The organism is Actinomycetospora termitidis (assembly GCF_030286555.1).
GTDB classification, from domain to species: domain Bacteria; phylum Actinomycetota; class Actinomycetes; order Mycobacteriales; family Pseudonocardiaceae; genus Actinomycetospora; species Actinomycetospora termitidis.
This window is the reverse complement of sequence record NZ_JASVWF010000004.1, coordinates 1-14,255: the sequence shown is the minus strand read 5'-3', so window position 1 is coordinate 14,255 and position 14,255 is coordinate 1. Positions and strand designations below refer to the sequence as shown.

Here is a 14,255-nt window from a genome sequence, read left to right as displayed (position 1 = left end):
GTCACCGCAGCGCCGCGCTCACCTCGAGGAACCGGTCGTTCTCCGCGGGCGTGCCGACCGTGACCCGCAGGTGCCCGGGGATCCCGACGTCGCGGATCAGCACGCCCGCGTCCAGGTAGGCCTGCCAGGTGGCGTGCGCGTCGGGGTGGGGCAGCCCGCCGAAGAGCAGGAAGTTCGCGGTCGAGGGCACCACCGCGTAGCCGAGGTCGGTCAGCGCCGCGGCGATCCGGTCGCGCTCCCGCGACAGCGTGCCGACCAGCGCCAGCGTCTCGTCGGCGTGGCGCAGGGCGGCCAGCGCCGCGGCCTGCGTCAGGGCCGACAGGTGGTACGGCAGCCGGACCAGCATCAGGGCGTCCACGACGGCGGGTGCTGCCGCCAGGTACCCGAGGCGCCCGCCCGCGAAGGCGAACGCCTTCGACATCGTGCGGCTGACCACGAGCTTCTGACCGTGGGTCGCGAGGAGCTCGACCGTACTCGGGCCGGAGGAGAACTCGACGTACGCCTCGTCGACCACGACGATCCCCGGCGCCGCGTCGGCGATCGCCGCGAGCTCGTCCAGGTCGATCGACTGGCCGGTGGGGTTGTTCGGCGTCGTCACGAACAGCACGTCGGGCCGCCGCTCCCGCACGACGTCGACGGCGGCCGCCGCGTCGAGGGAGAAGTCGTCACGACGGGGTGCCGGCACCCAGTCGGTCCGCGTCCCGGCCGCCAGGATCGGGTGCATCGAGTAGCTCGGCTCGAAGCCCAGCGCGAGCCGGCCGGGCCCGCCGAACGCCTGGAGCAGCTGCTGGAGCACCTCGTTGGAGCCGTTGGCGGCCCAGAGGTTGTCGGTGGCCAGCGGGACACCCGTGGCCGACGTCAGGTACTCGGCGAGCGCCGTCCGCAGCGCGACGTGGTCGCGGTCGGGGTAGCGGTGCAGCGTCGCCGCGGCCTCGCGGGTGGCGGCGGCGACGTCGTCGACCAGCGCGGGCGGCGGCGGGAACGGGTTCTCGTTGGTGTTCAGCGCGACCGGCACCTGCAACTGGGGCGCGCCGTAGGGCGTGCGACCACGCAGGTCGTCGCGCAGCGGCAGGTCGGCGAGCTGGACGCCCGCGCCGATCACGTCGCTCACCGCGAGAGGTCCTTCCGCGTCCCGAAGCGCGCCGCGACCGCCTGGCCGTGCGCCGGCAGGTCCTCCGCCTCCGCGAGCGCGACGACCTGGTCGGCCACCGCGCGCAGCGCGTCCTCCGAGTAGTCGACGACGTGGATGCCGCGCAGGAACGTCTGCACCGACAGCCCGCTGGAGTGCCGGGCGCAGCCCCCGGTCGGCAGGACGTGGTTCGACCCGGCGCAGTAGTCGCCCAGCGAGACCGGGCTGTGCGGCCCGACGAAGACCGCGCCGGCGTTGCGCACCCGCGCAGCGACCTCCCGCGCACCCTCGGTCTGGATCTCGAGGTGCTCGGCGGCGTACGCGTCGACCACGCGGACGCCGTCGTCGAGGTCGGCCACCAGGATCGTCCCCGACTGCGGACCCGACAGCGCGGTGCGGATGCGCTCGTCGTGCTTCGTGGTGCCGACCTGCGTGACGAGTTCGGCGTCGACCGCGTCCGCGAGCTCCGGGCTGGTCGTGACCAGCACGGACGCGGCCGCCGGGTCGTGCTCCGCCTGGCTGATCAGGTCGGCCGCGACGTGGCCGGAGTCGGCGGTGTGGTCGGCGAGGATCGCGATCTCGGTGGTGCCGGCCTCGGAGTCGATCCCGATCCGGCCGCGCAGCACCCGCTTCGCCGCGGTGACGTAGACGTTGCCGGGCCCGGTGACCATGTCGACCGGCTCGAGGGCCGCACCGTCGGTGTCGGTCCCGCCGTACGCGAGCAGCGCGACGGCCTGCGCCCCGCCGACCGCCCACACCTCGTCGACGCCCAGCAGCGCCGCCGCGGCCAGGATCAGCGGGTGCGGTCGGCCGCCGAACTCCTGCTGCGGCGGCGAGCAGACGACGAGCCCCTCGACCCCGGCCGCCTGGGCCGGGACCACGTTCATGACGACGCTCGACGGGTAGACCGCGAGCCCGCCCGGGGCGTACAGCCCGACGCGTGCCACCGGGACCCACCGCTCCGTGACGGTGCCGCCGGGCACCACCTGCGTGGTCGTGTCGGTCCGCCGCTGGTCGGCGTGGACGGCGCGGGCGCGCTCGATGCTGGTCTCCAGCGCGGCACGGACCTGCGGGTCGGTGGCCTCGAGGGCCTCGCGGAGGGCCGCCGTCGGGACCCGGACCGACTCCGAGCGCACCCGGTCGAACCGCTCGCCGTACTCCAGGACGGCCTCGACCCCGCGATCGCGCACGTCGTCGATGATCGGGCGCACCCGCTCCACGACCGCGTCGACGTTCATCTCCGCGCGCGGCAGCATCGCGCGCAGCGCACCCGGAGCGGGTACGCCCCCTCGGAGGTCGGACCGGGTCAGGAGCGTGGTCACATCGGCCAGCCTAACGAGACCCACCGACAGCCACGGGTGCAGGATGGTTGTCGGCGCAACTGTTAGCCGTACGAAGGAGCACCGCATGTCCGACGACGCCCGTCGTCCGCTGTTGCAGATCGTCGTCGCCAGCACCCGGCCGGGACGGATCGGCGAGCCGATCGCGCGCTGGTTCGGCGGCTACGCGCAGGACCACGGCGCGTTCGACGTCGAGATCGTCGACCTCGCCGAGATCGCGCTGCCGATGTTCGCCGAGCCGGAGCACCCGCGCCTCGGCCGCTACACGCTCGACAGCACCAAGGACTTCAGCGCGACGATCGCCCGGGCGGACGCCTTCGTGTTCGTCACCCCGGAGTACAACCACAGCTTCACCGCGCCGCTGAAGAACGCGCTGGACCACCTCAACCGCGAGTGGGCCGGCAAGCCCGCCACGATCGTCAGCTACGGCGGCGTCGCGGCCGGCACCCGGGCCGCCGAGGCGCTGTGGCCGGTGCTCGTCGGGCTGAACATGGTCCCGGTGTCGGCCGCCGTGCCGATCCCGTTCGCGATGAAGAACGTCAGCGGCGAGGGCGACCAGCGGGTCTTCACCCCGGCCGCCGAGACCGAGGCCGGCGCGAAGGGCGCCCTCGACGGGCTCTCGGCGTGGATCGACAAGCTCGGCCTGCTGGGCGAGCGCGCCTGAGCGCTGCTCCCCCGTGACAGGAAAGCGTCGTTGCCGGCATCGGATGCCAGCAACGACGCTTTCCTGTCAGCCGACGCGGGCGGCTACAGCCCGTTCCGCGTCACCGAGAAGTTCGTGACCTTGAGGCCCTGGCCCCCGGTCCACGGCTCGAACCCGGCCTGGACGCTCGTCATGTACCAGGTGTTCTTGATGACGCCGCGGTTCGTCGCGTCCCGCACGAACAGGTCGATCGGCAGGTTCGACACCGACGTCGTCGGGGTCTTGCGGACGTAGGAGATGACCGGCAGGTCGATCTTGCCGTACCAGACGGTGTAGACGGTGCCGCCGATGTTGACGTCGTAGTACGGCTTGCCGATCGGCTGGACCCACGAAGTGCGGTTGAGCCAGATCATCATCTCGGCGCCCGTGTTGCGGCCCTTGTTCGTGGCCGTCGGGTCGAACCAGATGTCGTACGCGGTGTTGTACTGGCTCGTGGCCTTGTTCGTCGGACCCGTCGTCGCGAAGTTCGAGCGGACCGCGCCGAGGGTGCGGACCGGCGCCGGGAAGACGTTCGTCGAGCCCGGGGTGCAGTAGCCGTACACGCAGCCGCGGTAGAGCGACGGGTACGACGACGGGCCGGTGTTGTTCGTGCCGCCGGCGACGTCGAGGGTGAACCCGGTGTCGAACGGGGTGATGCACTGCTGCTTGTCGGTACCCCACCGGTTGTTCTGCGCGACGTACTTGCCGCCGACCCCGCGCGACCCGAACTGGTCGCACACCTGCGGGTACGTCGCGGCCGCCCCCACCGCGTTCCCGACGAAGATCGAGCCGCCCGCCACCACGAGCGCGAGGATCGCAGCCAGCAGGAAGCGGGTGCGACGGGTGGCCCGGGCCGCGGCCCGACGTACCGCGGCGCGACCGCCACGGACCTCCGTTGCGCCGTGCGATGTCCGATCCGTCATCGTCTGTCGTACTCCCCCGTGACCGTCCGCTGCAGCGGGTACGCCGTGCGGTACGACCGCTTCCTCGTCGCCCGTGTCACAACTGTTAGCGGGTCACCGGAAAGTCACTCGGTCGAGCGTGTCCCGACCGTGTTCTCGGGCATGCTGCACCCGTGAGTCAGACAGCGGAGATCGGCGTCAGCGGCCTCGCCACCATGGGCCGGAACCTCGCACGCAACCTCGCGCGGCACGGTCACGCCGTGGCGCTGCACAATCGCACCGAGAAGCGCACCCGGGACCTCGCCGAGAACTTCGCGGACGAGGGCACCTTCGTCCCGGCGTCGTCGGCCGAGGAATTCGTGCAGTCACTCGAACGGCCGCGCCGCATCATCCTCATGGTGCCGGCCGGGAAGGCCACCGACGCCGTCATCGACGAGTTCACGCCGCTGCTCGAGCAGGGCGACGTCATCATCGACGCCGGGAACGCCCACTACGCCGACACCCGGCGGCGGGAGGCCGCGCTCCGCGACCAGGGCCTCAACTTCGTCGGGATGGGCGTCTCCGGCGGCGAGGAGGGCGCGCTCAACGGGCCTAGCATCATGCCCGGCGGCCCGGCGGAGGCCTACGACAGCCTCGGTCCGCTGCTCGAGGACATCTCGGCCAAGGTCGACGGCGAGCCGTGCTGCACGCACATCGGCGAGGACGGCGCGGGCCACTTCGTCAAGATGGTGCACAACGGCATCGAGTACGCCGACATGCAGCTCATCGCCGAGGCGTACGACCTGCTCCGCCAGGGCCTGGGCATGGATCCGGCGTCGATCGCGGACACGTTCACCACCTGGAACCAGGGTCGGCTGGACTCCTACCTGATCGAGATCACCTCGCAGGTCCTCGCGCACACCGACGCCTCCAGCGGCAAGCCGTTCGTCGACGTCGTCGCCGACGAGGCGGAGCAGAAGGGCACGGGCCGCTGGACGGTGCAGGCCGCCCTCGACCTCGGCGTCCCCGTCACCGGCATCGCCGAGGCGACGTTCGCGCGGTCCCTCTCGGGCAACCGGACGCTGCGTGACGCCGCCCGCGGCCTGCCCGGCGTGTCCGGTGCCCGCCTCGAGGGCGCCGCGGCCGAGGGCTTCGCCGACGACATCGAGCAGGCCCTGTACGCCTCGAAGATCGTCGCGTACGCCCAGGGGTTCAACGAGATCCAGGCGGGCGCCGAGGAGTACGGCTGGTCGATCGACCTCGGGAAGGTCGCGAGCATCTGGCGCGGCGGGTGCATCATCCGCGCGAAGTTCCTCAACGAGATCACCGCCGCGTACTCCCGCGAGCCGAACCTGACGACGCTGCTCACCGACACCTCGTTCGCCGACGCCATCGGCGGCGCGCAGGACTCGTGGCGGCGCGTGGTGGCCAGTGCCGCGCAGCTCGGCATCCCCACCCCGGGCTTCTCCAGCGCGCTCGCCTACTACGACGGCATCCGCGCCGACCGCCTCCCGGCCGCCCTCGTGCAGGGCCAGCGCGACTTCTTCGGCGCCCACTCCTACCGGCGCGTCGACCGCGAGGGCACCTTCCACACCGCGTGGGCCACGGACGACCGCGCAGAATCCGAGGCGTAGATCTCAGGGGCCGCCCGGCGGGAGAAATCCGGACATCACGGACGTTGAGAGATCATGCTCCCGCTGCAGGCCCCTCCCCCGGATGACGGCGGTCTCGCCGGCTGGGCGACCGACCTGATGGCCTCGTTCGGCGCCCCCGGCGCCGGACTGATCGTCGCCCTCGAGAACGTGTTCCCCCCGATCCCGTCCGAGATCGTCCTGCCGCTGGCGGGCTTCGCGGCGGGTCGGGGGGAGTTCTCGGTCTGGGCCGCGGTGATCTGGACGACGGCGGGGTCGGTCGTCGGGGCGTTCGCGCTCTACCTCGTGGGGATGCTGTGCAGCGACGGCTGGGTCCGGCGCACGCTGGCCCGGATGCCGCTGGTCAGCGAGGACGACGTGGCGAAGGCCGAGTCGTGGTTCGACCGGCACGGCCGCGCCTCGGTGTTCTGGGGGCGGATGATCCCGGGCGTGCGGTCGTTCGTGTCGATCCCGGCCGGGCAGCGCCGCATGCCCTGGTGGGAGTTCACGCTCTTCACGGCGCTCGGCAGCCTGATCTGGAACTCCGTGTTCGTCGGCGGCGGCTACGCCCTGGGCACGCAGTGGCACCTGGTGGAGCAGTACGCGGGCGTGTTCCAGACGGTCGTGCTGGTGCTGCTGGTGGCCCTCGTCGGGTTCATGCTGGTCAAGCGGTACCGCAAGCACCGGGCCGTCAAGAAGATGGAGGCTCCGACCCAGGTCCTCCGGGTTCCCGACGACGGGTCGTGAGGCAGGCCCGGCGCGTCGAGCGAGCACCTGCGGTGGTCCGCCGCGGCGGTGGCCCGCCGAGAGTGCTCGTTGATCACCGCTCCGGCGGGCAGCGACCGGACGGGAGCACCTTGTCGCTGTGATTCTCAACGACAAGGTGGCCGGGGGTGGGCAGTTCCCCGCGACAAGGCGCGTCCCGCGGCTGTTCGGGCAGGGTCAGCGACGACCGGAGTACGTCGAGCGAGCACTTGCGGTGACTGGCGGGACCGGCGGGCCGCCGAGAGTGCTCGTTGATCATGGTTCGGGTGCGCGCTGGCCGCGCTGAAGGCACCTTGTCGGGGGTTCCCGTCGCCGGGTCCGCGCCTTATCGCGGTGAATCCACGCGACAAGGTCACCCAGCGCCGACGATGCCGCGGATCACGGCTTCCGCGCCACCCCGCCGACCAGGTCCACGACCCGGTCCCAGGGGTTGCGGGCACCGTCGGGATAACGGGCCCGGGCGCGGAGGTCCCGGCGGGACCCGGGGGTGTACCGGCGGCGGGCCCAGGGTGAACCCGGCCGCGCCAGGCGCAGCGCCCCGAGCAGCGCGATCGGCGGCAGGAGGATGCCGACGACGGCCGTGACGAACTTGCCCTTGAACGCCGCGGTGACCGCCGCGCCCGTCGTCACGACGATCGAGATCGCCACGCCGAGGGCACCGTCCTCACCCGTCGTCCCGAACGGGTTGGCCCCGAGCACCAGCAGGGTCCCGACGACGGCCACCATCAGCACCGCGTCGACCGAGATCCGGCCCTCGTCGGACCAGTAGACGTCGGCGAGGCGCAGCCAGAGCGCGAACTCGTCGAGGGCGAGCGCCGCGCCCGCCCCGAACGCGACCGCCAGCACCGTCCGCCAGGCACCGTCGGGTCGGTAGATGAACTCGCCCGCCCCGGCGAGCAGCATCAGGGCGATGCCGTAGACGAGGTGGTGGACGTGGACCCCGCCGACCGAGGTGTCGCGGAACGGCCCGCGGCCCGCCCGGATCAGGCGGGTGATCACGCGGGTCACCAGGAACACCAGGAGGAACGACCCGAGCATCCAGACCGCGGTGATCCGCCCGTCGTCGATGCGGACGTCGAAGCTCACGGTCATCGGGGGCCTCCTCGCTCCGTCGGAGATCACTGTGACGGATCGAGGAGCCCCGCCGCGACTACGACTTGGTCGCGAGCCCCTGCCGCGCCCGGTTGCGCTGCCGGTTGCGGGTATGCGAGTCGAGCTCGACCTTGCGGATCCGCACCGCGCCCGGCGTCACCTCGACGCACTCGTCCTCGGAGCAGAACTCCAGGGCCTGCTCGAGGGAGAGGATGCGCGGCGGGGTGAGCCGCTCGAGGACGTCCTGGCTCGACTGGCGCATGTTGGTCAACTTCTTCTCGCGGACGATGTTGACCTCCATGTCCTCCGAGCGGGAGTTCTCGCCGATGACCATGCCCGTGTAGACGGTGGTGGTCGGGGCGACGAACAGGTCGCCGCGGTCGGCGAGGAGGCCGACGGCGTGCCCGGTCACCGCTCCCCCGCGGTCCGCGATCAGCGAACCCGACAGGCGGGCGCGCAGCTCGCCGACCCACGGGCCGTAGCCGTCGAAGAGCTGGTTCGCGATGCCGGTGCCGCGGGTCTCCGTGAGGAACTCCGTGCGGAAGCCGATGAGGCCGCGCGAGGGCACCCGGTACTCGAGGCGGACGTGGTCCGACGACGCCGAGTGCGTCATCTCCAGCATCTCGCCCTTGCGCGCCGCGAGGAGCTGGGTGACGGCACCCAGGTGCTCGTCGGGGACGTCGACCGAGAGCCGCTCGAACGGCTCGTGCAGCTTGCCGTCGATCTCGCGCGTGACGACCTCGGGCTTGCCGACGGTCAGCTCGAAGCCCTCCCGGCGCATCGTCTCGACGAGGATGGCCAGGGCCAGCTCGCCGCGGCCCTGCACCTCCCACGCGTCGGGGCGCTCGGTGGGCAGGACGCGCATGGACACGTTGCCGACCAGCTCGGCGTCGAGCCGGTTCTTGAGCAGGCGGGCGGTGAGCTTGGTGCCCGGCTTCGGGTCCCGCCCCGCCAGCGGTGAGGTGTTGATGCCGATCGTCATCGCGATCGCCGGCTCGTCGACGGTGATGCGCGGCAGGGGATGCGGGTCGTCCGGGTCGGCCAGGGTGTCGCCGATGGTCACCTCGGCGATCCCGGCCACCGCGACGATGTCGCCGGCGTCGGCGTGCTCGGCGGAGACCCGCTCCAGGCCCTCGGTGCGGAGCAGCTCGGTGACCTTCACGCGCGTGACGCTGCCGTCCTCGCGGCACCAGCCGACCTGCTGGCCGCGGCGGATCCGCCCGGAACGCACGCGGCAGAGCGCGATGCGGCCGAGGTAGGACGAGGCGTCGAGGTTGGTGACGTGCGCCTGCAGCGGGCCGTCGGGGTCGTCGGCCGGGGCCGGGACCTCGGAGAGCAGGAGCTCGAACAGCGGGTCGAGGTTCTCCGAGTCGGGCACGGTGCCGTCGGCGGGCCGCTCCAGGGAGGCCTTCCCGGCGCGCGCGGAGGCGTAGACGACGGGCAGCTCCAGCAGCTGGGCCACGACGTCGTCGTCCAGCTCGAGGTCCGTCGCGAGCTCGAGCAGGAGCTCCAGCGACTCGTCGACGACCTCGGCGCAGCGCGCGTCGGCCCGGTCGGTCTTGTTGACCGCCAGGATCACCGGCAGCCGCGCGGCCAGCGCCTTGCGCAGCACGAAGCGGGTCTGCGGCAGCGGCCCCTCGGACGCGTCGACCAGGAGGACGACGCCGTCGACCATGGACAACCCGCGCTCGACCTCGCCGCCGAAGTCGGCGTGACCGGGCGTGTCGATGATGTTGAAGGTGACGTCCCCGCGGCGCACGGCCGTGTTCTTCGCGAGGATCGTGATGCCCTTCTCGCGCTCGAGGTCACCGGAGTCCATGACCCGGTCGACGAGCTCGGCGCGCGCGGAGAAGGCCCCCGACTGGCGGAGCATGGCGTCGACGAGAGTGGTCTTGCCGTGGTCGACGTGGGCGACGATCGCGATGTTGCGCAGGTCGCTGCGCAGGCCGTGATCGGCGGACCCGGTCCGCTCGGGTGCGGTCGTGGTCACGAGGAGAGGCTTCCTGATGGAGGGCTGCGGTCCTTCCCAGGTTACCGACCGTGATCCGCCGGGTCGTCGGGTGGACCGATGGCGTGCGCCACGTGGTCGTGCACGACCGCTTCGGCCAGGCGCTCCCCGAGCAACGGGGCGAACTTCGCGAGGTTGCCGCCCCAGAGCGCGTGCACGTTCCCGACGCGGGCCGTGCGCACCCCGTCGCCCTCCCCCGCGGTCGGCGTGCAGGTGACCTCGCCGACCGGTTCGGGGTCGAGCTCGCCGATGCGTTCGCGGACGTGGGCGACGATCGCGTCGAGGGACCGGCGACGGACGTCGTCGAGGGAGTGGTCCGCCGTCGTCGTGAGCTCGTCGGGGAGGTGGCCCCCGATCGCCCAGTGCCCCTCGGGCGTGCGGTGCTGGTAGGTCGAGGCCAGCGCCGGACCGGGGGTGCCGTCGAGGTGGGCGGGTGGAACGGCCGTGGGCTGCTCGCGGAGGCGGAAGGCGAACCGCACGTGGTGGCAGAGCTCGTCCGGCACGGCGATCCCGCGCTGCGCGGCCAGCTCCGCCGTGCCCGCACCCGCCGTCAGGACGATCGCGTCCGCGTCGAACTCGTCGAGGTCCACGACGCGGCCGGGACGCAGGTGCTCCCGCAGCGCCTCCTGCAGCATCCGGCCCGCGCCGGCGAGGTCGAGGGCTCCCCCGGCCGGGTCGTGGAGCACCGGTCCGTCGGTCCTCCCGAGCGTTCCCGACGGCGGGTGGCCCACCTCGTGCGCCGCGCCCGCGGCAATCATCGCGGCCGCCCACTCGTCGACCCGCGGCCCGGAGACGACTGCGCCCTCCTCACCCAGGAGCGGCCGGCCGGCGCGCTCCGACCAGTCGTCCCACAGCCGCCGGGCCTCGGTGGCCGCCGCGACGAGCTCCGGGTCGCCGTGGGCCAGACGGAAGATCCGGGAGGCGCCGGCGCTGCGGGCGCCCATCGGCCGGTGCGCCTCGAGCACCGTGACCCGGTGGCCGCGCCGGACGAGCGCGTCCGCCGTCGCGAGCCCCACGATCCCGGCGCCGACCACGGTGACCCGCATGAATCTCAGGGTCGCACCCCGATCCCGCGGACCGCACCCGCACGGAGGATCGGTGTCATGAAGATCGTGGTGTGGATCCTGGTCGGTATCGGCGCGCTCGTGCTGCTCGGTGGGGTGGTCCTGCCGCTCGTGCACTGGTTGCTCGGCGCGCTCGGCTGGCTGATCGCGGGCGCGCTCGTGATCGGCGGCGGCATGTGGCTCGCGAAGCGGTCGCAGTCGCGCGGGGAGGTGGGCTCCCCGCAGGACGCGCAGCGCCTGCCGTAGGGCCGTGACCCCGTGTGGGGCTCCTCGCTCATGATCAGGAGTACATGAGGCACGCTCAGCGGCACGCTGACGTGCCTCATGTACCTCTCGGCGAGAGGCCGGTGCGGTCGGCCGTCGAACGTCGTCGGCTCAGGCCTTCGACGAGCGGTCCGACCCCGGCGCGAACACGCCGTCGGGGAAGGCGCCCGACGCGAGGAGGCGCTTGGTCAGGCCGCCGCCGAGTTCGGCGAGCTCGGCGGCGTCGTCGCCCAGCGACTCCCACGGGGCCGCGGACAGGCGTGACGTCTCGGCCTCGACGCCGTCACGCAGCGCCGCCCCCTCCGGCGTCAGCGACCCGCCGTCGAGAAGGCCCCGTTCCCGGAGGCCGGCGGAGGCGTCGTTCCACTGCTCGACCGACCACCCCCGCGTGGCCTGGGCGACCTCCGGCAGGAAGCCGCGCCCGGTGGCGGTGTGCAGGATCAGCGCCTCGAGCCCGGAGAGCCCGGCGCCGAGCAGGGCGTGCAGGTGGCCGTCGCCGCGGTACTCGCGCAGGAGCGTGATCGCGTGCCAGAGCACGAGGTGCGGCTCGTCGGGCCACGGGAGGTCGGCGTGCGCGGCGTAGAGCACGCGGTCCTCCGTCGTGCACGCCTCGGAGGCGCGGCGGGCGAGCACACCCGCGCGTTCGCACTCGCGGGAGGACACGGCGTCCCCGAGCAGGCGGCGCAGGGCCGAGTCGGCGGCGCGCAGCCGGGCGTTCAGGACGTCCGCGGGCGATGCCGAGGACCAGATCATCGGCACGAAGCGGGCGATCAGGGCCGGGTTGAAGTTGTAGTAGGTCGCGGCCACGACCCCGGGCCCCACCGCGCCCATCGCGGCCGAGCGCTGCGCGAAGTACTGCGCACGTGGGTGCGTGATCCCCAGCGGTGAGAGCTCCTCGCCGACCTCGGGCGCGAAGTAGATCATCGAGTGCAGGGGCTCGAGCCGGCGGTACAGGCGGGCGACGTCGCTGTGCTCCACGGGGCGCACGCTAACGCGGACCCACCCGATCATGGGCACACTGGAGGTCGTGAATCGCTGGCCCGACCGTGCGCCCCTGGGCGGCCTCGCGCCGCGCCGGCGGCTGTTCGTGCTGGTGATGGTCGGGATCGTGCTCGCGGTGACCGTGCTCGTGGGGGTGTCGGTCGCCCGCGAGTACGCGGTCCCGCCGAAGGCCGACCCGGCGGTGATGGGCCCGGTCGTCCTCGTCCCCGGCTACGGCGGGAACACCGCGGCGCTGCAGGCCCTCGCCCTGCGCCTCCAGGTGGTCGGCCGACCCGCCGTCGTCGTGGATCTTCCTGACGGCGGGACGGGGGACTTCGCCGCACAGGCGGCGGCGATCGACGACACCGTGCGCGACCTGATCCGCCACGACGGCGCCACCAGCGTCGACCTCATCGGCTACTCCGCGGGCGGTGTCGCCTCGTGGCTGTACCTGCAGTCGGGGACGACGGCGCCCGCGATCCGCCGGTTCGTGACGCTCGGCTCCCCGTTGCAGGGCGCCGAGCTCGCGGCGGCGGGCGGTGCGCTCGTGCCGGGCGCATGCCCCCGCGCGTGCCAGCAGCTCGCGCCCGGCAGCTCGTTGCTGGCCCGTCTCCAGACCGGTGACCGCCCGGACGTCCCCTGGCTCTCGCTGTGGACCGACCAGGACCAGACCGTCACCCCGCCGGAGTCCTCCGCCCTGCCCGGCGTCCGCTCGATCCGGCTGCAGGCCGTCTGCGACGACATCCTCATCGGCCACGGCCAGCTCCCGACGGCGGGTCTGGCGATCGGGCTCACCCTGCGGGCCCTGGGCACGGGGCCGCTCCCCGTCCCGGTGCCGGGTGACTGCTCGCGGCTGCAGTCCGAGGGGGTCGGACGGCCGGTGCTGGTCGGCACCCGGTGAGTCAGTCGTCGGTCGCAGGTGCCAGCGCGGCCAGGGCGTCCGCGGCGGGAACGACGTAGTAGGCGCCGGTCAGCGGGGTCGTCCAGCGGGTGAGGGCGTCCCGGGGCCCGTCCTTGCCCACCATCGCGTCCAGCATCGCCGCGAGCGGCCGCTGCTCGGCGCAGAACCCCACGAACATCGTCCCGTGGCGCTCCGAGGAGCCCCACGCGGTGTTGCGGCGGAAGATGTGCCCGTAGGTGTCCTGGTCGGTGCGCCCGGCGTGCGCGTCCTCGGCCTTCGGGTCCTGCTCGACGCTCTCGGCCTTGCTGCGGCCGATCACCGCCTCCTGGGTCGCCGTGTCCAGCGAGAGCCACGCGAGCTCGTGCACCCACTTCTGCACCAGCAGGACGGAGCCGCCCGCGCCCCGGACACCGTCGGGAATCGTCACGACCCCGGGAGCCTCGAGGGCCGGCGGGTTCTCGGTGCCGTCCTCGAAGCCGGTGAGGTCGCGGTCGGCGTGGTGCGACCAGGCGGGGAGCTCCTCGACGAGGTGCGCCACGGGTCCGAGCGTCCCGACCACGGCCGCGGCCTCGTCGAACACCGTGGACCGGTCGCCGCCCGCGACCCACACGACCGCGTCGTGCTGCGTCGCGGGCATCGTGAACCCGTCCGGGCCCACGACCGGCTCGTCGAACCCGTGCGCGTCCGGCGCCCGGTCCGGCGAGACACGGGCCCACAGCTCGGGGCGGATCCCGACGACGACGCTGGTCGCGCCGGTGGTCTTCACCGACGCCGCGAGGCCGGCGGCAGCCGTGACCAGCGCGGTCGGGTCGTCGCCCGCGTCGAACTCGAGGTAGGCGTGGGACGCGGTACCGAGGGCCAGGATGCCGTTCTGCGGGACGGGCACGGGACGACCTCCGACGGTGGTGGACGAGATCGGCCCGGACGCTACTGCAGAGGTTGCTCCGAACGGCTCTTGATCTTCTCGAACACGTGTTCGATGATGAGTGCATGACGGCGGCGGTGTGGTTCCTGGACCCGAACGGGTCCTGGCGTCCCCGCGTCGAGCACACCCCACCCCCACCCGTGGAGCCGGCCGAACGCCTGGCCCGGGTCCTGCCGCTACGGCCACCCGCCGACGAACCGGAATGGGCCGTCCCCGGAGTCGAACCCGACGACGGGGACCGGGACGAGGACGGCCTGTCGGCACGGTCGCGGGAGGCGCTGGCCGAGATAGCCGACGCCGTGAGGGCCTATCGACTCGCGGGGGCGCAGGTGTACCGGGCGCTGACCGTCCTGAAGGCCAGCGACGCGTTGGCGGAGTCCGGCTACCGGCACCTGTCGCGGCTGCTCGCGGATCACGTGCGCCTGGACCCGGCCGAGACCAACCGGCTGGCCAAGCACGCCGCCGCGCTGCACGAGACCACCTCACCGTCGGGGGCGGTGGTGCCCGCCGACCTCCCGGCCACCAGCTCCTACGTCGATGACGGCACCGTGGGTGACGGGCACGTCGAGGTCATCCGCGACACCATGATCCG

At 73.0% G+C, this 14,255-nt stretch carries 14 protein-coding genes; 6 read left to right on the top strand and 8 right to left on the bottom strand.

Going from position 1 to position 14,255, the window contains the following annotated elements; genetic code table 11:
• Position 1 precedes the first annotated feature (1 nt).
• Both QRT03_RS18275 and hisD read right to left on the bottom strand, forming a co-directional pair.
• On the bottom strand, positions 2 to 1,111 hold the full coding sequence (locus QRT03_RS18275) for a histidinol-phosphate transaminase (RefSeq protein ID WP_286054418.1): 1,110 nt from the start codon (positions 1,109 to 1,111) through the stop codon (positions 2 to 4).
• Positions 1,108 to 2,385 (bottom strand): histidinol dehydrogenase, encoded by a 1,278-nt coding sequence (gene hisD, locus QRT03_RS18270; protein ID WP_286054913.1) that lies wholly within the window; start codon positions 2,383 to 2,385, stop codon positions 1,108 to 1,110. Before hisD ends, QRT03_RS18275 begins: the two co-directional genes overlap by 4 nt.
• Positions 2,386 to 2,536: 151 nt before the next feature.
• Here hisD and QRT03_RS18265 point away from each other — a divergent pair, with 151 nt between their 5' ends.
• Positions 2,537 to 3,133 carry an NADPH-dependent FMN reductase gene (locus QRT03_RS18265; protein ID WP_286054417.1) on the top strand — a complete coding sequence of 199 codons (597 nt, stop codon included), beginning with the start codon at positions 2,537 to 2,539 and terminating at the stop codon, positions 3,131 to 3,133.
• A gap of 83 nt (positions 3,134 to 3,216) precedes the next feature.
• Here the strand turns inward: QRT03_RS18265 and QRT03_RS18260 are convergent, their stop codons facing one another.
• A complete protein-coding gene (locus tag QRT03_RS18260) occupies positions 3,217 to 4,074 on the bottom strand; it encodes a GH12 family glycosyl hydrolase domain-containing protein (RefSeq protein WP_286054416.1) in 858 nt (285 codons plus the stop codon).
• A 152-nt stretch (positions 4,075 to 4,226) separates the two neighbouring features.
• Between QRT03_RS18260 and gndA the strand changes: the two genes are divergently transcribed.
• Together gndA and QRT03_RS18250 are read left to right on the top strand one after the other, a co-directional pair.
• A complete protein-coding gene (gene gndA / locus QRT03_RS18255) occupies positions 4,227 to 5,666 on the top strand; it encodes an NADP-dependent phosphogluconate dehydrogenase (RefSeq protein ID WP_286054415.1) in 1,440 nt (479 codons plus the stop codon).
• 54 nt (positions 5,667 to 5,720) lie between these two features.
• Positions 5,721 to 6,410: a DedA family protein gene (locus tag QRT03_RS18250; protein ID WP_286054414.1), complete on the top strand. Its 690-nt coding sequence runs from the start codon at positions 5,721 to 5,723 to the stop codon at positions 6,408 to 6,410.
• Between the two features lie 396 nt (positions 6,411 to 6,806).
• On the opposite strand, the gene QRT03_RS18245 is transcribed toward QRT03_RS18250, so the two are convergent.
• From QRT03_RS18245 to QRT03_RS18235, 3 genes are read right to left on the bottom strand one after another with little or no spacing between them, the layout of a single operon-like run.
• Positions 6,807 to 7,520, bottom strand: a complete 714-nt coding sequence (locus tag QRT03_RS18245; protein WP_286054412.1) for a hypothetical protein — start codon at positions 7,518 to 7,520, stop codon at positions 6,807 to 6,809.
• Positions 7,521 to 7,578: 58 nt separating this feature from the next.
• Positions 7,579 to 9,510 (bottom strand): translational GTPase TypA, encoded by a 1,932-nt coding sequence (typA, locus tag QRT03_RS18240; protein ID WP_286054411.1) that lies wholly within the window; start codon positions 9,508 to 9,510, stop codon positions 7,579 to 7,581.
• A gap of 41 nt (positions 9,511 to 9,551) precedes the next feature.
• A complete protein-coding gene (locus QRT03_RS18235; RefSeq protein ID WP_286054410.1) occupies positions 9,552 to 10,574 on the bottom strand; it encodes an NAD(P)/FAD-dependent oxidoreductase in 1,023 nt (340 codons plus the stop codon).
• Positions 10,575 to 10,631: 57 nt separating this feature from the next.
• On the opposite strand from QRT03_RS18235, the gene QRT03_RS18230 reads away from it, so the two are divergent.
• Positions 10,632 to 10,838 carry a hypothetical protein gene (locus QRT03_RS18230; protein WP_286054409.1) on the top strand — a complete coding sequence of 69 codons (207 nt, stop codon included), beginning with the start codon at positions 10,632 to 10,634 and terminating at the stop codon, positions 10,836 to 10,838.
• 129 nt (positions 10,839 to 10,967) lie between these two features.
• Here the strand turns inward: QRT03_RS18230 and QRT03_RS18225 are convergent, their stop codons facing one another.
• On the bottom strand, positions 10,968 to 11,834 hold the full coding sequence (locus tag QRT03_RS18225; protein WP_286054408.1) for an SCO6745 family protein: 867 nt from the start codon (positions 11,832 to 11,834) through the stop codon (positions 10,968 to 10,970).
• Between the two features lie 49 nt (positions 11,835 to 11,883).
• Between QRT03_RS18225 and QRT03_RS18220 the strand changes: the two genes are divergently transcribed.
• Positions 11,884 to 12,738 (top strand): esterase/lipase family protein, encoded by an 855-nt coding sequence (locus tag QRT03_RS18220; protein ID WP_286054407.1) that lies wholly within the window; start codon positions 11,884 to 11,886, stop codon positions 12,736 to 12,738.
• Between the two features lies 1 nt (position 12,739).
• Here QRT03_RS18220 and QRT03_RS18215 read toward each other — a convergent pair whose 3' ends face one another.
• Positions 12,740 to 13,624 (bottom strand): Dyp-type peroxidase, encoded by an 885-nt coding sequence (locus QRT03_RS18215; protein WP_286054406.1) that lies wholly within the window; start codon positions 13,622 to 13,624, stop codon positions 12,740 to 12,742.
• Between the two features lie 104 nt (positions 13,625 to 13,728).
• Here QRT03_RS18215 and QRT03_RS18210 point away from each other — a divergent pair.
• Positions 13,729 to 14,255 (top strand): DUF222 domain-containing protein (locus QRT03_RS18210; protein ID WP_286054405.1); only part of this gene is annotated, 527 nt, incomplete at its 3' end.

Coding starts and splice junctions, on each gene's coding strand:
- QRT03_RS18260 (WP_286054416.1), bottom strand. CDS start 4,074: ATGACGGATCGGACATCGCACGGCGCAACGGAGGTCCGTGGCGGTCGC.
- QRT03_RS18265 (WP_286054417.1), top strand. CDS start 2,537: ATGTCCGACGACGCCCGTCGTCCGCTGTTGCAGATCGTCGTCGCCAGC.
- QRT03_RS18245 (WP_286054412.1), bottom strand. CDS start 7,520: ATGACCGTGAGCTTCGACGTCCGCATCGACGACGGGCGGATCACCGCG.
- QRT03_RS18250 (WP_286054414.1), top strand. CDS start 5,721: ATGCTCCCGCTGCAGGCCCCTCCCCCGGATGACGGCGGTCTCGCCGGC.
- hisD (WP_286054913.1), bottom strand. CDS start 2,385: ATGCTGCCGCGCGCGGAGATGAACGTCGACGCGGTCGTGGAGCGGGTG.
- QRT03_RS18235 (WP_286054410.1), bottom strand. CDS start 10,574: ATGCGGGTCACCGTGGTCGGCGCCGGGATCGTGGGGCTCGCGACGGCG.
- QRT03_RS18230 (WP_286054409.1), top strand. CDS start 10,632: ATGAAGATCGTGGTGTGGATCCTGGTCGGTATCGGCGCGCTCGTGCTG.